The sequence below is a fragment of the Haemophilus sp. SZY H35 genome, from assembly GCF_018829705.1.
In the GTDB taxonomy this organism is placed as follows: Bacteria; Pseudomonadota; Gammaproteobacteria; order Enterobacterales; family Pasteurellaceae; genus Haemophilus; species Haemophilus haemolyticus_K.
Genome location: NZ_JAHKJZ010000001.1, coordinates 74,619 through 90,657, shown reverse-complemented (window position 1 = coordinate 90,657; position 16,039 = coordinate 74,619). Strand labels below are relative to the sequence as shown.

The following is a 16,039-nucleotide window of genomic DNA, read 5'->3' as shown; positions in this document are numbered from 1 at the left end:
TTTAGTGTGTTTTTAGTCAAAAATAAAATGGCAACAAATCGCTGAAAAATCATCATAAAACCCTTGTTTCGCAATTAATTTATGACACACCGTCAATCTAGATTTATCATTATCATATTGTTTCCAAATCTTTTCTCTCATTTCTTCTGAAAGTCCATCTGTTAATCCATCGGAACAAAGTAATAAACTTTCTCCTTGCTGAATTTCAATCTCTTGATAAAAAATTTTATCTTGAAATTCGGAATAATCGGCGACTAAACAAGAAGAAACATCGCCATAAATTGTGGCAAAGTCTTCTTCTTTTTTATCAGGGAAATCGGCCAATAATTCAGACAGAATAGAATGATCTTGCGTAATTTGTTGCCATTTACCTTGTGCATCAATTATGTAAGCACGACTATCTCCTACGCTGAGAATTTTGGCTTTACGAGTGATTTGATCAATTTCTGCAGCCACAAACGTGGTTGCTGAGCCAAAATAATCCTCAGCCAATTCTGCTGATAAACAAGATTGCAAATCATAGATCGTTTGACGGTTTATGCTTTTCATTTGGCTTAATAATTGCATTGCCAATTTGCTCACTTTTTCAGAATGATTGCTATTGGAAATACCATCTGCCACGCCCACAATAAAGTGCGGTCGGTTTTCAAGGCGTTTTTCAGCTGTTTTGAGTTTATATTGAAACACCGACTCGCCATTAAAAAGGGCATCTTGGTTGTGTCGCTTGTTACTTCCAATTTGTTGACAGAAGGTAATTTCGCAAAAATTTTCCATTATTCAACCGCTTGTTGAGAAGGATTTAGAAGACTATCAATCGCTTTTAAGGCATCTAACGCCTTCATTTCGAGACTTAAAAAATGCATTTTCGGCACGCCTGCATCTTGTGGGTTAATACGGATAAACCCACCCTTTTTTGCTTTCTCCGTACGTTCAGAAAAGCGACGCACAGTTGGAATGGCTTTCCCTGCTCCCAGTTCGATAACGACGAGATTTTGCACTTCTTTTAACCACGATTCTAACCGCACTTTTTTAAAATCCTGATATTGACTTGCATAACTCCAATCATTAAACATTAGTACATTTTGACGAGCAAAGCCCCCACAATAAGGACAATGTGGTTTTTCACTGGTTAAACATAAGTTTTCATTATCCACGACAGGTTGAAAACTTGATGCAGACCAACTTAATCCTCGACAATTATTGACACACTGAAGACGCTCCAAAGTACCGTGTACTTCATAAACATAGCTATCATCAAAACCAGCCTTTTGAAAATGCCCATCAACATTACTCGTAAAAACGAAATATCCGTGAGATTTATCTTCAGCCCAGCGTTTTAAAATCTGATACCCTTCGTGAGGAAGAGTATTTCGGTATTGAACTAATCGATGTCCATAAAACCAATAGGCAAGTTCCTGATTATGCTTATAAGCTAGTGGCGTCGCGATCTCTTCAAAAGATATATTATGTTCTTTAAACATAGGATAAGCATTCCAAAATCCACCAACGCTGCGGAAATTGGGCAGCCCAGAATCCACGCTCATACCCGCACCAGCTGTAATTAAAATGCCATCCGCTTTGCGAATAAGCTCCACTGCATAATTCAAATCATTTTTCATAATACTTTTCTCTGTCCATTTTTCATTGATGAAATAATACCCGCTTGTTCCAACTGTTCTAAAATTTGTCCAGCTCGATTAAAACCTAACATAAATCTGCGTTGAATCATTGAGCAAGATGCAACTTTTTGTTGTTGAACAAATTTTTTTACATCCTCAAAAAGTGGATCTCTTGCCATAATTACTTTCATTGCCATTATTTGCTCCTTTTTCTTAATTAAAGGCTTTATAAATATGTAAGAAGTAAAGAATTTCTCTTTATGGAGAAATTATATGAAAGGAAGCGACAACTTGTGTCGTTTGCGAATGTTGAAAGCGGTTATTTTTAGAAGATTTTTTGCAAATAAGATGATCTGTATTGCAATATGCATATTTATCTAGTTATATATACATGTAAGTTATTAAGGAAAATAATATGAATAACCAAAACCCGATTGAAATTTACCAAGCTCAAGATGGCACAACGCAAGTGGAAGTGAGATTTGAAAATGACACCGTTTGGCTTTCCCAGGCACAAATGGCAAATATTTTTGATACTAGCTCAGATAACATAAGCCTACACTTAAAAAATATTTTTAATGAAGCAGAACTTGATGAAAATTTAACTACCGAGGATTTCTCGGTAGTTCGACAAGAAGGAAAAAGGCAAGTTACTCGTAAGGTTAAACATTATAATCTGGATGCTATTATTTCTGTAGGCTATCGAGTGAAGTCTAAGTCTGCAACAAATTTTAGAATTTGGGCAACTGCACGTTTAAAAGAATATCTGACTCAAGGCTATACCATTAACCAAAAACGTTTACAGCAAAATGCTCACGAATTAGAACAAGCACTTGCGCTTATTCAAAAAACGGCAAATTCATCGGAATTAACGCTAGAAAGTGGTCGCGGATTAGTGGATATAGTCAGCCGTTATACGCATACGTTTTTATGGCTACAACAATATGATGAAGGTTTACTTGCCGAACCACAAACACAGCAAGGCGGTACATTACCGACTTATGCTGAGGCTTGTTCTGCACTAGCAGAGTTAAAATTACAGCTGATGGCAAAAGGTGAAGCAAGTGATCTGTTTGGACGTGAACGAGATAATGGCTTATCTGCGATTCTAGGCAATTTAGATCAAAGTGTATTTGGTGAACCCGCTTATCCAAGCATTGAAGCAAAAGCAGCGCATTTACTTTATTTTGTCGTCAAGAATCATCCTTTTTCAGATGGTAACAAACGTAGTGGCGCATTTTTATTTGTAGATTTCTTACATAGAAATGGGCGTTTGTTGGAGCATAATGGATACCCAATTATCAATGATACTGGGCTTGCAGCACTCACTTTATTAGTGGCAGAATCTGATCCGAAACAAAAAGAAACACTTATTAGACTTATTATGCATATGCTTAAACATAAGCAAGATAAATAATGATAAATAGCGACCGAAGTCGCTATTTATCTATCAACGTTAAACTTAATAAAAAAATTATTTACATAATTCTTTTACTGACTCTACTAATGCTTCCATTTTTTCGTAAGAATTAATGCCATTTGGGCCACCAAAAAATGGGCAAACACAAATTAAAGTATCATTGTACTTGCGATAGAAGATATTAAATTCTTTCAACGCCTTAGTTTCATATACGGCTTCTCCAGTAAAAAATTTAAAGAAGTTATCTTTTTCAGTGACTCCCGTACAAATAATCACTTTAGGATTACATTCATCTATAAGTTGACGATAAAAAGCACCACGATTTTCAACACACCATTCTCTATATTCATCGAATGTTTCAAATCCTGTCATCTTAATGAATTGTTCATTCCATTGAATTGATGCTCTATTTTTGAAATTGATTGGTAACATATTTAGTTTAAAACCAATACCCTGTGGATAAAGCACATTATAAGTACTAACAAAATACTCATAGCTTTCACCACTTTTCCAATCTAAATTATAGTAATACCACAAAAACCAACATAATTTTTGATTATATTGCGTAGTCCAACTACCATCAAAATCGTCCTCTAACCAAGAGTGCGGTATTAATTTAGGGATTAAACTAAATTTCTTATAAAAATCATCAGGAGAAGCTTCATCACCAATCCCCCATTCTAACCCACAAAACCAAACATCTGAGTTAGGATTTCCGCCATCTCCTCCAGCGAAGGATACTGCCACTTTTTTAAAATCTTCTGTTACCATCATTTTATCCTTATTGTTGAAGTAGATTTGCCCAAATTTCCATTGTTTCTTCTTGAATTACGCCTTTTTCTTGACCTAATTTTATTGCCAGTTGCTGTAAACTTTTAGCCAACTCAGGATGACCGCAATAATTTAAACTACGAATGATGCGGGAAATCTTCTTACTTTCATGCCCGATATTACGTAGCCAAACTTTACGTTCACTCAATTCTGTTTTTGGGAATATTTTATTATCTTCACGATATAAACAGAAGTAATCCAGAATAATATCAATAGAATGTAAATATTTATTTTGAATTACTTCATCTCCAATAAAAATAGCTAGATCTTCTTCGTTAAAAACCGGTACTGAACGATTCCATTTGGAACTTTCAGTAACAGGTAAAAGCCAAGGAATATAAAAATAAGCATCGCCAATAATTCTTTTGGGCATCGCCCAAACATCTTGCAAAGATAAATTATATTGGTTTTTTCTTTGCTCTAAATAAAATTCAATTACGGGGTGCATACATTTCTCGTTAATTAATAAACAATAAAATAGCACAGCATAGCGACAATTCGTGTCGTTAAAAAATAACAACATAAAAATCGCTATTTGTTTAAAAAGTGCGGTCAGTTTTCTATGATTTTTTAATTTTCTCCAATAACTCGGCGACCACTTTAGGAACGCCCTCACCCGCTTTTTCTTTTATTGCAATCACTTTCTTACGAACAAATCCTGTATTGGGATTAGGATCGATCAAATAGATAAGTGAACCGTATGGAGCTAGATTTACTAATCCATTAGCTGGATAAACTTGTAATGAAGTGCCAATAACAATCACAATATCTGCCTTTTTCACTAACTTTTCTGCTTTAGGAAACATTGGTACATTTTCCCCAAAAAAGACTATATGTGGACGCATTGGATGACCGTGATTATCCTTATCCTCTAACAGTTGATCACCCAAACATGGAACAATGTAATCAGTATTAAAACTACTGCGCGCTTTATTCAATTCACCATGTAAATGGAGTACGTTAGTACTTCCCGCTCGCTCATGTAAATCATCCACATTTTGAGTGATTATATGAACTTCATAAAATTCTTCCAATTCAACCAAAGCTAAGTGTGCTGCATTAGGCTCTGCAGCTTGAGCATTACGACGTCGTTCATTATAAAACTCTAATACTTTTGCGCGGTTTATCTTTAAGGCTTCGGGCGTACAAACTTCTTCTACTTTATGCCCTGCCCACAAACCATCTTCTGCTCTAAAAGTTGGAATACCACTTTCGGCACTAATGCCAGCACCGGTTAATACTACGCAAATTGGTTTTGTCATATTTTCTCCATTATCAATTCGTAACAATATAAATTGTCTTTACTATCCTAATTCAAGGAGTAAAACTAAACTTATTTTAGCTCATTTATCTATTAAACTTAGTTAAGTTTTTATGGTAGCTAACTTAATTTATTAATCATTATTTTTTTGTAAAAATCTCCAATTATACCCATGTGGAAAGTTTTTATGAGTAAATATTGAATAATCCTCTATATTCAAACCTAACTCTAAATATTTTAAATTATTCAATGAAAGTAATGGATGATAATTTTTTATTGAATTTCCATCTAAGTTGAGACAGACCAAATTAGTTAATCTAGATATATAACTTATATTATTGATATTACAATCTGAAACATTAAGATCTTTTAATTTTGTTAACTTTTTAAGTTTTTTTATTTCAATTTCATCAAGTGCATTACCAGATAAATTTAGTGCTTGTAATTCTTTCATTTTTTCTAAAAATGAGATATTTTGAATATTTTGATTTACTAAATCTAAATCTTTTAAATAAACTTTATCTATTAATACTGACAAATCATTAATTGTTTTAGAGTTTCTATAACCGCCTAGACTCAGATACTCTATTCTTAGAACATTTATTAATGGTGATATATCATCAATTGGATTATCATATAAATCAAGTTCAATTAAATTAACTTGATTTCTTAATGGTTCTATATTGGTTATTCCACAATTTTGAAGATAAACATATTTCAAACTATTTAATTTTCTTAAAGATGATAAAGACTTTATATTACAACAAGTTGCATTAATCCATTCCAAATGCTTACAATACTCCAAACCCTTAATACTGTCTAAATTAGAGTATTCAAATGAAATTTTTTTTAAATTTTTACAAAATCTTACTGAGTAAAAATTTTTTATTTTATTAGTATTATCATCAAATCTAAGAAATTCTAATTTAGTTAATGACTTAAGAAAATCAAAATCTAAATAGCCATCAACATTACATTGGCTAACATCTAAACTTTTTAAATTGTTAAATTTCTTTAATAAATGAAGATCTTTAAATATATTACCTTCAAGATTAAGACTTTCTAAATTAGATGCAATAGGTATAATAGGTTTTATACTTGGCTCCCAGATATGTCCTATATTTAGATGTTTTAGATTTTTTAATTTATATAAACAATTAAAATCAAAATTATAACAGAAACTGACATCCAGTTCATTTATCTGATTTAAATTACTAATAACTTTATTAAAGCTACGATCTACTCTACTGCCAGATATAGATAGAGATTTCAAATTAGTAATATATTTCAGATTTTTTAAATCATCAATCTTTGGTGATTTTATTTTTATTTTCTTTAAATTAATTAGCTTATCTATTTTGAAATTTATTTCATAAGCATTTAATTCCTCTAATCTAGTTAAACTTTCAATTTCTCTTATATTACTAATTTTACAATAACCTAAAGTTAATTTCTTTATATTTTTTAATCGTTCAAAAGGAAATAATTTAAAGCTATGTGATTCTATATATAACTCTTCTATTTGCTCTAGAAGTGGTAACCAATTTTCAGGAATTGAATTAAATTTATAGAAATCAATATCTTGTATTATCAATGATTTCAGATTCTTCAATTTTTCTATGTAGTCAAATTTCTCAATAAAATCCTGATGTGTTCGGCTATAACTAAGAATATCGTAGTTTCCCACAATATTTGCATATAAAATCTTTTTCAAAAATTTATCTGATTTTTCCCAAACATCACGTAATTCTTGTTCTTTTTTATTCATGTAAAACCTCTTTTTTTATTTTTTCTTTACAAGAATAATAATTAAACATACGACATTTTATGTCGCTATAAAATATAAGTAATAAAAAATCCCTTTCATTTTTATGAAAGGGATTTCAAACTACGCATTTATTATCACATATAACATTAATTATTATCTATTTTTTTAATTAATGATTCTATTGCATTCTTATGATCTTCTTCTATTTTTCCTTGAGGGTGAGCACTATGAATATAATAAACACCATTTAATTCATACAGAATTGAAGATGTATTACCCCATTTTTCTTCTGAAATATATTTTCCACTAGGTAGATCTAAAATATCCCAATCAGATGTAAAAAGGATTACAACTTTAGGTTTTAAAATATCGATTTCTGTTAATAATATTTTTTTACAAATATCTTTCTGTTTATAAAATTCAGCATTATTTGGATTTCCTTTATCTGCTGGCGCTACTTTACATAAATTGGACCATGCTATATATTTATACCAATTTTGAGGAAAATAACTGTGAGCAATATTTTCAGTAACTCTCCAAAAAGCAGATTTTGAAGTGTTGTACTCGCTATCATTTCCCTTTTGATCTTCAACCCATTTTAAGGGATCTTCTGATTCATTAGTAAAATCAGCAAATAATTCTTCTGCACTAGAAGAAATCCCCCAGCCATTTGTTGCTTTTCCAACAAAAAGCAATCCGTGATTTTCTTTCCATTCACTACCAATTTGTACATAAAAAGGTGATAGATGCTCTTTAAATGCCTCATTCCCAAATTCCATGTACAGTTCATCATATAAGGGAAGTAACTTTTCTTTAAGTTTTATTTTTAATGCAGGATGCATACTATGTTCTCCGTATTTGTTTGGTTAATGGATTTTTTTCGATTAGAATTATACTAATAAATATAAATTACACAAGATATAGACATAGGATTTTTATCTAATAAATCTTTATATTTACCAGTAACATAAACCTCTTCACCTTGCTTTAAATTAAATTCATAACAATATATCTTGTCATTAAATTTTATTGATGTTTTTTCATCTTCTATTTTCTTGTTTATTATTACTGGAAGGTTTTTAAAATAAGAATTAAATTCAATGCTATGACTATTAGTAAAAATCTTAGTATAACCAGTTTCTTTTTTCACTAATACAATAGAAAAAATATCTGATTGACAAAAATTAGTATCTCTTATTAATTTATTTATTTTTTTATCTAAATAGTTTAAAGTTTTCTGGGTTAATTCTGTTTCTTTATAAACAGAATTCATTATGTAATTCATTGAATTAGTTGCATAATAATTATTTAGGGTGATAAGATCAACTGCATTACTAACAAAATCATATAAATCATTTATTCTAACATCTATTTTACTTTTGCTAATTTTTTCAGCATATATCTCATAATCAAATAAAATATAAATATCGCCGTAACATACTAATGTAAATAATACATTAACTAGATCGCCTATAACTTCCTCATCTTTATAATCTATAATATCTTCTAAGATTTTTTCTAAAGAAGAAGATTTATTTTTTGGAAAACTACTTCCAAATAAAATATTTTTTATATAATCAAAAAAATTTGAAAACATTTTATATTCAATAAACGTCTTTACTTCTTCTATATCTATATAATGATGATAAATTGGCGCAACTTGAGTTATTGGTTGACCAATATTAGAAAAGCATGGACGTTCATAATTTATATAAAATCCATCTCCACGGCTAATTAACTGAAAATCTCCCATATGTTTACCTTGAATTAATTTATGCTCTAACTCTCAAGATTTCATCAACCTGTCTATCTCTCTTTGCAATACCTGATGGAAAATTTACCATCACATTATCCATATCAATGTACACAATCTGTTTCATTTGAATGTCCTCTCTTCAGATAGATTTATCATAAAGCACAAAGCGACAATTTATGTCGTTATACTGTTTCTTCTAAATATATACGCTCAATTTCTTGATAATTTTCACCAAAGTGAGCTATCCACCACTCCAGCATTTGGCTTTCGATCACTGTTGCTGAAATTTCATAATCATCCCCAAAATCTTTTACTGTTTGATCGGTTGATAATGGTGTTTCTGTTAAAAAGCCACCAATATCTTTATTAATGCAGAAAGTTAATCGAATTTTTCGACCATAGGTAAAACCAAACTTTTGGCTTCCTACATAAGATTTCAAATTAAAATCAGGGCGTTCAAATATCATTGTACTCACTGTTACCTTAATCAAACGATGCAAAGCCAAGTGTAAAATATCGCCATTCTCATATTGTGCGACTAAATAGCTACTTGGCCCTTGTTGTACCAAAGCCAATGGCTTGACCTGAGCCTTATGTTCTTTACCGTGGATACTTCGATAATGCACCTGTAAAAATCGATTTTGATAAAGTGCGGTACTAATTTGAGAAAAAATTTCTGGATTGATTTTGGCAGGTAATAACGGCTGACTAGTTGGCGCAATAGCAACTTTATTAAGCCATTCTGCCCCTGATTTTTTATGGCTGTCATAAACTAAATTATATTCGGCCTGTTGAAAGAACGCTTCCATTGAGCTCATAATGCTAGAAGGCAAAATGCCATTGAGATATTGTTTAGCAAGCATAAGCACAAGTGATTGCTGTTCATTTAAAATTGGTAAATCCAAGCCTTTAGCATTTGATTTCCATCGGTAGCCATAAGGTTTATCACGCATATCACGCTCAATTTCAAACTGTTGAGACAAATTTTCTAGCTGGCGTTGAATTGAACGAATATCACGTTGAACACCAATATCAGCAAGTTTTTGTAAGATTTCTTCTGCGGTAATAAAACGTGTTTTTGGAATAAGACGTAAAATTTCAAGTTGAATTTGAAGTGCGGTTAAGTTTGAGGACATTTTATCTCCCAAATTTGAAAAAAATCATTATAAAAAATGCTGGAAAATTCCAGCATTATACTTTTTAAATCCGTCTGACTTGCCAGAAGGCTTTCGACCAATAAGGGTTATTCATTGAAGAATAGACGACGCCCCCTCTGGTGGAAGCATGAAGGAATTTATCTTCTTTTACATAAATTCCCACATGATAGCCATTAGGACCTCTACCGGTTTTAAAGAAAATTAAATCACCCGTTTGAATATCTTCTTTGCGTACATGTTTACCATAATTAGCTTGTTCAGTTGTACTTCTTGGCAAACGAAGATTAAAACGATCAAAGAAAGTTTTCTGCACAAAACCAGAACAATCTACGCCACGACGTGAAACACCGCCGAGCACATAAGGTGTACCTGCCCATTCATGTTGTTGTTCGCTCAACATGGCTATGGCCATAATAGGATCGCCGATTTGACCTTTATAGTTCATCGCATAATCATCATTTTGAAAACTGGAACAAGCGAATAAAAATAGCGAGGCAGTAGCGATTAAAAATGATTTATATACTTTCATACCTTTTCATATGAAAAGTGCGGTAGAAATTCACCGCACTTTTTGTTGCTTACTATTTAGTTTTTTCTACACGAGCACGTAACTTTTGCCCAGGTTTAAATGTTACCACTCGGCGAGCAGAAACTGCCACTACATCTCCAGTTTTAGGATTACGTCCTGGACGTGAAGCTTTATTACGTAATTCAAAGTTACCAAATCCTGATAATTTTACATCATGACCAGATTCAAGTGATATCCGGACTTCCTCAAAAAAGTTTTCTACAACTTTTTTTGCTTCATTTTTAGGTAACTGGTATTTCTCAATTAAATTCTCAGTAATATCAATTTTAGTTATCGTAGCCATATTAATCCCTTAATTCAGCATTAAAGCGTTGTTTTACCTCCGCTAATACTGCTGAAATCACTGCATTAATTTCTTCATCTTCAAGTGTTTTTTCATTATCTTGGATGGTCAAGCTAATAGCTAAACTTTTATAGCCTTCAGAGACGCCCACACCTTGATATACATCGAACAAGTTCACTTGCACCAATTTTTCGCCGCCTGCTTGTTTACAGGCTGCAATTAATTCCCCTGCTGGTATGCTATCTGCTACGACTAAAGCTAAATCACGACGGTTTGCTGGGAATTTAGAAATTTCTTTTGCTTGCACCACATTACGTGCCGCAATTGCATTCCAAAGAATTTCAAATACAAAAGTTTTGCCATTTAAGCCAAGTTTTTGGCTAATAGATGGATGAATTGCACCAATAAAACCAATTTCTTGACCATCTAATTCAATAGCAGCAGATTGGCCAGGGTGTAATGCATCAAATTGTTTTGCAACAAAACGAACTCTATTACCACCTTCTGTTAAAGAAAGTACCGATTCTAAATCGCCTTTAAGATCGAAGAAATCTACAGACTCTGCTTTACCTGCCCAATGTTCAGATTTTGCCGTTCCAGTAATTACCGCACTTAAAACAAATTCTTGACGCACGCCAAATTCAGCATTGACATCTGGTACAAAACGTAATCCTGTTTCAAATAAACGAACACGAGATTGTTGGCGATTTTGGTTATAAAGCACTGCACCTAATAAACCACTCATTAAAGACACACGCATTGCGGACATTTCCACAGAAATAGGATTTGGCAATACAAGTGCTTCTTGATGTGGATGTAATAAACTTTGAATTTTTGGATCCACAAAGCTATAAATAATGGCTTCTTGATAATCTGCATCTACAAGTGCTGTCTTAATTCGAGCTAAATCTAAATCAGATTCTTTGTGCTCACGCATACGGAGATGCGCTAATGGCGCATTGTTTGGAATGCTGTTATAACCATAAATACGCGCCACTTCCTCAATTAAATCTTCTTCGATTTCAATATCAAAACGCCAGCTTGCAGAAGTTACTGTCCAAATATCATTTGTATAAGTAACATCGAAACCAAGACGATGGAAAATTTCTGTTACGCTTTCTGTTTCAATATGATGACCTAAAAGTGCATCTAATTTACTACGGCGAAGTTGAACTGTATTGACTTTAGGAAGATGAGTTTCACTGCTTGCTTCACAAATCTCACCCGCTTCACCACCACAGATTTCAAGTAATAATGTGGTTGCTCGTTCCATAGCTTTACGGGCTAATTCAAAATCCACACCACGTTCAAAACGGTGCGATGCGTCAGTATGTAAACCATATTGTCTTGCTCGCCCTGCAATCGCTAATGGAGCGAAAAATGCGGATTCTAAAATCACATCTTTTGTTTCACTATTCACACCACTTGTAGCACCACCAAAGATCCCAGCCATTGCTAAAGGACCATTTTGGTCGGCAATTACTAAAGTATTAGATTGAAGTTTTGCCGTTGAGCCATCTAATAATACTAATTCTTCACCTTCTTTTGCGAATCGAACTTGAACTGGTTGTGCAACTTTAGCCGCATCAAACGCGTGCATTGGTTGACCAAGCTCAAGCAAAATGTAGTTAGTAATATCAACAATAGGATCAATAGAACGAATACCACAACGACGCAATTTTTCTTGCATCCACATTGGCGATTCAGCCTTCACATTAACGTTTTTCACCACACGCAATAAATAACGTGGGCACGCTTCTGGTGCTTGTAAATCAATTTGAACTTTATCAGAAATTGTTGCTGGCACTGCTTCAAAGTGCGGTTGATTTACTGGCTGTTTATTTACCACACCAATTTCACGCGCAATACCCGCAATGCTCAAACAATCCGCGCGGTTTGGCGTTAAGCTAATTTCGATGGCATTATCATTTAAACCTAAATATTCACGTAAATCTGTACCGATTGGTGCATCAAGTGGCAATTCAATAATACCATCCGCTTCAACATCAATACCTAATTCAGAAAATGAACAAAGCATTCCTTCTGATGGTTGACCGCGTAATTTCGTTTTCTTAATTTTGAAATCTCCAGGTAATACCGCACCTTCTGTTGCGCAAGCGACTTTTAAGCCTTGACGACAATTAGGTGCGCCACACACGATATCCAATAAACGATCACCGCCTACGTTCACTTTAGTTACACGTAATTTATCCGCATCTGGATGTTGTGCACATTCCACCACTTCACCCACAACGACACCATTAAATTTACCCGCAACGGCTTCTACACCATCCACTTCTAAGCCAAGCATGGTAATTTGCTCGCATAATTGCTCGGTGGACACCGCAGGGTTCACCCATTCTCTTACCCACTGTTCACTAAATTTCATTTGTTGTTATCCTTTTAATTCAAATCCGAGAAATTACTTAAATTGTTTTAAAAAACGTAAGTCGTTTTCAAAGAACGAACGTAAATCTGTTACGTTATAACGTAACATTGTTAAACGCTCAACGCCCATCCCCACTGCAAAACCAGAATATTCATTTGGATCAATACCAACGTTACGCAACACATTTGGGTGCACCATACCGCAGCCCAACACCTCTAACCATTTACCGTTTTTACCCATCACATCCACTTCCGCTGAAGGTTCAGTAAATGGGAAATAAGATGGACGGAAACGCACTTGTAAATCTTCTTCAAAGAAAGCACGTAAGAAATCGTGCAATAAACCTTTCAATTCTGTGAAATTTGCTTTTTTATCCACATAAAGCAATTCAATTTGGTGGAACATTGGCGTGTGCGTTTGATCGTAGTCATTACGATATACACGTCCTGGAGCCATAATGCGAATTGGTGGCTGCATTTTTTCCATAGTACGAATTTGCACGCCAGAAGTTTGAGTGCGAAGTAATAATTCTGGATTAAACCAAAAAGTATCGTGATCGGCACGTGCTGGGTGATGTTTAGGAATATTTAAAGCATCGAAGTTGTAATAATCACTTTCAATTTCAGGGCCATTTTCAACTGAAAAACCAAGTTCTGAGAAAAATTTTGTTACACGATTAATCGTCATAGTGACTGGGTGTAAGCCACCTGTTTCAACTTTGCAACCTGGTAAACTGACATCTACACGTTCTTTTTCTAATTTTGCGTTAAGTTCAGCCTGTTCCCACTCCGCTTTTTTTGCATTTAAAAATTCTAACGCAGCTTGTTTTGCTTCGTTAATTTTTGCGCCCATAGCCGGACGTTCTTCAGCTGACACATTACGCAATTCCTGCATTAATTGAGTAAAATGCCCTTTCTTACCAAAATATTCGACACGGATTTCATCCAAAACCGTTAAACTTTTATCCTGAATGGATTCAATCGCTAATTTTGCTTTCTCGACAAGCTCGTTCAGATGTTGCATAGTTTCCCCTGCTTCTCTTTTCTCTATAAAATAAAAACCGAGTAATGATAATACCAAGTACTTAAAAAGTAAAAGAATAATGCGAAAAATCATTGGTTTATCAAAAATAAAAATGGAATAACGTTATCGGTATTCCATTTTTTCTTGTAACCAACAAAATCGTTCATTCACAAAATTTTCTGACCGCTCTTTTTGCCATTTTTCTTTATTGTTTGGATTAGCAAAAAAACGTGCTTGTTCCTGTAAACGTTGAACTAATTTTGTTTCTGCTTCTTTCAACGCCTTTTGACGATCTGCAAATTTTGTGGGTAATGCTGGTAAGAAAATCACTTCATAAGGGTTCGAAATTGTCCATTTCACCGCATTTTCGGCAGCAAGACTTTGTTTATCAAAATTGCAAAACGCATAAGCATTAACAAACTGCCCTACAACATGGCTGAACCCTGTATTATCTTGCACTGTTTGTTTTGGTAAATCCAACACATAAAGTGCGGTGATCAAGCGATTTTGCCCACGATAAAACCAAGTAACAGCTTCATCTCTTAAGCCAAAATCGTACGCCCGCGCGGCTAAGGTAAACATCGTCATGGGTGAAATACGAGCTGGATTTTCTTCTACAAATTTCACCGCACTTTCATAACCTTTTATCGTATTTTCACGTAGCATAGGATCAATTTCTTTATGAACAAATACATTTTCTGCTTTTCCATTTTCAGCAGAATAATAAGGTTTGATATAAACATCCACTGTCTTCACTGGTTCTTTGCTAATAGAACTACAAGCCGTAATAAAAAGTGCGGTTATAAAACACAGTATTTTTAACATATGGATTTTCCTTATATAATGCCCAGCAAATTTCACTGCATTGTTATTATGAAAATTCATCTAATCTACAGTAAAACCACATTAGAATTCAATAATGAAACAAGTTTACTTGATCATCTCGAGAAAAATAATATTCATCATGAATATCAATGCCGTAGTGGCTATTGTGGTTCTTGTCGTGTGAAGATCAAAAAAGGCAAGGTATCCTATAAAGATACCCCCCTTGCCTTTATTCAACCTGATGAGATTTTATTATGCTGTTGTCACGTAGAAAGTGACATTGAAATTGATTTATAAATTATTTAAATCTAATACATCGGTCATATCAAATAAGCCATTCGCTTTATTTTCTAACCATTTACCAGCTCTCACTGCGCCATTAGCGAAAGTCATACGGCTTGATGCTTTATGGGAAATTTCTACACGCTCGCCAATATCAGCAAACCAAACCGTATGTTCCCCCACCACATCCGAAGCACGAATAGTAGAAAAACCAATTTCATCACGTTTACGTTCGCCAGTGATTCCTTCACGACAAAATACACCGTGCGTTTTTAAATCGCGGCCTAAGGTTTTTGCGATATGTTCGCCCATTGAAAGTGCGGTGCCAGATGGTGCATCAACTTTATGACGGTGATGTGCTTCGATCACTTCAATATCGCAATAATCCCCCATCACTTTTGCCGCTTTTTCTAAAAGCTTGAAGACTAAATTCACGCCAACACTGAAATTTGATGCAAACACAATAGCAATTTGATCTGAAGCAGCCTTAATTACAGCTTTACCTTCGTCATCAAAACCAGTTGTACCGATCACCATTTTTTTATTATTCGCTACGCAAAATGCAATATGTTCAAGGGTACCTTCTGGTCGAGTAAAATCGATTAATAAATCGAATTTATCTTTTTGGCTTTCAAGATCATCTGAAACTGTTACACCAAGTTGACCAATTCCCGCCAATTCTCCCGCATCCGTCCCGACTAAAGATGATCCTTTGCGTTCAAACGCTGCACCGAGTTCTACGCCTTCCGCAGAATGAACCGCTTGAATTAATTGGCGCCCCATTCTTCCGCCAGCACCAGCGATTGCAATTTTTAATGTCATGTTACTTCCTTTTT

The 16,039-nt window shown here is 33.9% G+C and carries 18 protein-coding genes and 1 pseudogene; 2 read left to right on the top strand and 17 right to left on the bottom strand.

What is annotated here, in order from left to right; translation table 11 throughout:
• Positions 1 to 12: 12 nt before the first annotated feature.
• From KP710_RS00435 to KP710_RS00425, 3 genes are read right to left on the bottom strand one after another with little or no spacing between them, the layout of a single operon-like run.
• The gene (locus KP710_RS00435; protein WP_065264954.1) at positions 13 to 774 is read right to left on the bottom strand and encodes a PP2C family protein-serine/threonine phosphatase; all 762 of its coding nucleotides are present in this window, start codon (positions 772 to 774) and stop codon (positions 13 to 15) included.
• Entirely contained in the window at positions 774 to 1,619 is an 846-nt protein-coding gene (locus KP710_RS00430) for an SIR2 family NAD-dependent protein deacylase (protein ID WP_215770833.1), read from the bottom strand. Before KP710_RS00430 ends, KP710_RS00435 begins: the two co-directional genes overlap by 1 nt.
• Positions 1,616 to 1,816, bottom strand: coding sequence for a DNA translocase FtsK (locus tag KP710_RS00425; protein WP_005637831.1), 201 nt, complete (start codon positions 1,814 to 1,816; stop codon positions 1,616 to 1,618). Before KP710_RS00425 ends, KP710_RS00430 begins: the two co-directional genes overlap by 4 nt.
• Positions 1,817 to 2,034: 218 nt before the next feature.
• On the opposite strand from KP710_RS00425, the gene KP710_RS00420 reads away from it, so the two are divergent.
• Positions 2,035 to 3,036 (top strand): virulence RhuM family protein/type II toxin-antitoxin system death-on-curing family toxin, encoded by a 1,002-nt coding sequence (locus KP710_RS00420; protein ID WP_065264956.1) that lies wholly within the window; start codon positions 2,035 to 2,037, stop codon positions 3,034 to 3,036.
• Between the two features lie 57 nt (positions 3,037 to 3,093).
• Here KP710_RS00420 and KP710_RS00415 read toward each other — a convergent pair whose 3' ends face one another.
• The 13 genes and pseudogenes from KP710_RS00415 to KP710_RS00360 form a co-directional block, all read right to left on the bottom strand.
• Complete coding sequence (locus KP710_RS00415; RefSeq protein ID WP_065264957.1) at positions 3,094 to 3,810, bottom strand: hypothetical protein; 717 nt, start codon at positions 3,808 to 3,810, stop codon at positions 3,094 to 3,096.
• Positions 3,811 to 3,820: 10 nt separating this feature from the next.
• The gene (locus tag KP710_RS00410) at positions 3,821 to 4,318 is read right to left on the bottom strand and encodes an opioid growth factor receptor-related protein (protein WP_065264958.1); all 498 of its coding nucleotides are present in this window, start codon (positions 4,316 to 4,318) and stop codon (positions 3,821 to 3,823) included.
• A 112-nt stretch (positions 4,319 to 4,430) separates the two neighbouring features.
• Positions 4,431 to 5,132: an SIR2 family NAD-dependent protein deacylase gene (locus KP710_RS00405; protein ID WP_065264959.1), complete on the bottom strand. Its 702-nt coding sequence runs from the start codon at positions 5,130 to 5,132 to the stop codon at positions 4,431 to 4,433.
• Positions 5,133 to 5,264: 132 nt separating this feature from the next.
• Positions 5,265 to 6,899: a leucine-rich repeat domain-containing protein gene (locus KP710_RS00400; protein ID WP_065264960.1), complete on the bottom strand. Its 1,635-nt coding sequence runs from the start codon at positions 6,897 to 6,899 to the stop codon at positions 5,265 to 5,267.
• 146 nt (positions 6,900 to 7,045) lie between these two features.
• On the bottom strand, positions 7,046 to 7,741 hold the full coding sequence (locus tag KP710_RS00395) for a uracil-DNA glycosylase family protein (RefSeq protein ID WP_065264961.1): 696 nt from the start codon (positions 7,739 to 7,741) through the stop codon (positions 7,046 to 7,048).
• A 53-nt stretch (positions 7,742 to 7,794) separates the two neighbouring features.
• Positions 7,795 to 8,652, bottom strand: coding sequence for a hypothetical protein (locus KP710_RS00390; protein ID WP_215770832.1), 858 nt, complete (start codon positions 8,650 to 8,652; stop codon positions 7,795 to 7,797).
• A 55-nt stretch (positions 8,653 to 8,707) separates the two neighbouring features.
• Positions 8,708 to 8,779, bottom strand: a pseudogene (locus KP710_RS09550) (5' nucleotidase, NT5C type); the annotation flags it as partial.
• A gap of 58 nt (positions 8,780 to 8,837) precedes the next feature.
• Positions 8,838 to 9,791, bottom strand: coding sequence for a helix-turn-helix transcriptional regulator (locus KP710_RS00385; RefSeq protein ID WP_065264963.1), 954 nt, complete (start codon positions 9,789 to 9,791; stop codon positions 8,838 to 8,840).
• A 64-nt stretch (positions 9,792 to 9,855) separates the two neighbouring features.
• Positions 9,856 to 10,341, bottom strand: a complete 486-nt coding sequence (locus KP710_RS00380) for an NlpC/P60 family protein (protein WP_046950270.1) — start codon at positions 10,339 to 10,341, stop codon at positions 9,856 to 9,858.
• 52 nt (positions 10,342 to 10,393) lie between these two features.
• The gene (locus tag KP710_RS00375) at positions 10,394 to 10,684 is read right to left on the bottom strand and encodes an integration host factor subunit alpha (protein WP_106014238.1); all 291 of its coding nucleotides are present in this window, start codon (positions 10,682 to 10,684) and stop codon (positions 10,394 to 10,396) included.
• A 1-nt stretch (position 10,685) separates the two neighbouring features.
• Positions 10,686 to 13,073, bottom strand: coding sequence for a phenylalanine--tRNA ligase subunit beta (pheT, locus tag KP710_RS00370; protein ID WP_215770831.1), 2,388 nt, complete (start codon positions 13,071 to 13,073; stop codon positions 10,686 to 10,688).
• Between the two features lie 33 nt (positions 13,074 to 13,106).
• Positions 13,107 to 14,096: a phenylalanine--tRNA ligase subunit alpha gene (gene pheS / locus KP710_RS00365; protein WP_215770830.1), complete on the bottom strand. Its 990-nt coding sequence runs from the start codon at positions 14,094 to 14,096 to the stop codon at positions 13,107 to 13,109.
• A 123-nt stretch (positions 14,097 to 14,219) separates the two neighbouring features.
• Positions 14,220 to 14,921, bottom strand: a complete 702-nt coding sequence (locus KP710_RS00360) for a hypothetical protein (protein ID WP_252346343.1) — start codon at positions 14,919 to 14,921, stop codon at positions 14,220 to 14,222.
• Between the two features lie 48 nt (positions 14,922 to 14,969).
• Between KP710_RS00360 and yfaE the strand changes: the two genes are divergently transcribed.
• Positions 14,970 to 15,218 (top strand): class I ribonucleotide reductase maintenance protein YfaE, encoded by a 249-nt coding sequence (gene yfaE / locus KP710_RS00355; RefSeq protein WP_044232385.1) that lies wholly within the window; start codon positions 14,970 to 14,972, stop codon positions 15,216 to 15,218.
• On the opposite strand, the gene dapB is transcribed toward yfaE, so the two are convergent.
• Entirely contained in the window at positions 15,213 to 16,025 is an 813-nt protein-coding gene (gene dapB, locus KP710_RS00350; protein WP_215770828.1) for a 4-hydroxy-tetrahydrodipicolinate reductase, read from the bottom strand. The genes yfaE and dapB overlap by 6 nt on opposite strands.
• Positions 16,026 to 16,039: the final 14 nt, after the last annotated feature.

Bases quoted from the DNA above. Each gene is read 5' to 3' on its own strand.
- KP710_RS00435 (WP_065264954.1), bottom strand. From the start codon at position 774: ATGGAAAATTTTTGCGAAATTACCTTCTGTCAACAAATTGGAAGTAAC.
- KP710_RS00430 (WP_215770833.1), bottom strand. From the start codon at position 1,619: ATGAAAAATGATTTGAATTATGCAGTGGAGCTTATTCGCAAAGCGGAT.
- KP710_RS00425 (WP_005637831.1), bottom strand. From the start codon at position 1,816: ATGGCAATGAAAGTAATTATGGCAAGAGATCCACTTTTTGAGGATGTA.
- KP710_RS00420 (WP_065264956.1), top strand. From the start codon at position 2,035: ATGAATAACCAAAACCCGATTGAAATTTACCAAGCTCAAGATGGCACA.
- KP710_RS00415 (WP_065264957.1), bottom strand. From the start codon at position 3,810: ATGGTAACAGAAGATTTTAAAAAAGTGGCAGTATCCTTCGCTGGAGGA.
- KP710_RS00410 (WP_065264958.1), bottom strand. From the start codon at position 4,318: ATGCACCCCGTAATTGAATTTTATTTAGAGCAAAGAAAAAACCAATAT.
- KP710_RS00405 (WP_065264959.1), bottom strand. From the start codon at position 5,132: ATGACAAAACCAATTTGCGTAGTATTAACCGGTGCTGGCATTAGTGCC.
- KP710_RS00400 (WP_065264960.1), bottom strand. From the start codon at position 6,899: ATGAATAAAAAAGAACAAGAATTACGTGATGTTTGGGAAAAATCAGAT.
- KP710_RS00395 (WP_065264961.1), bottom strand. From the start codon at position 7,741: ATGCATCCTGCATTAAAAATAAAACTTAAAGAAAAGTTACTTCCCTTA.
- KP710_RS00390 (WP_215770832.1), bottom strand. From the start codon at position 8,652: ATGGGAGATTTTCAGTTAATTAGCCGTGGAGATGGATTTTATATAAAT.
- KP710_RS00385 (WP_065264963.1), bottom strand. From the start codon at position 9,791: ATGTCCTCAAACTTAACCGCACTTCAAATTCAACTTGAAATTTTACGT.
- KP710_RS00380 (WP_046950270.1), bottom strand. From the start codon at position 10,341: ATGAAAGTATATAAATCATTTTTAATCGCTACTGCCTCGCTATTTTTA.
- KP710_RS00375 (WP_106014238.1), bottom strand. From the start codon at position 10,684: ATGGCTACGATAACTAAAATTGATATTACTGAGAATTTAATTGAGAAA.
- pheT (WP_215770831.1), bottom strand. From the start codon at position 13,073: ATGAAATTTAGTGAACAGTGGGTAAGAGAATGGGTGAACCCTGCGGTG.
- pheS (WP_215770830.1), bottom strand. From the start codon at position 14,096: ATGCAACATCTGAACGAGCTTGTCGAGAAAGCAAAATTAGCGATTGAA.
- KP710_RS00360 (WP_252346343.1), bottom strand. From the start codon at position 14,921: ATGTTAAAAATACTGTGTTTTATAACCGCACTTTTTATTACGGCTTGT.
- yfaE (WP_044232385.1), top strand. From the start codon at position 14,970: ATGAAAATTCATCTAATCTACAGTAAAACCACATTAGAATTCAATAAT.
- dapB (WP_215770828.1), bottom strand. From the start codon at position 16,025: ATGACATTAAAAATTGCAATCGCTGGTGCTGGCGGAAGAATGGGGCGC.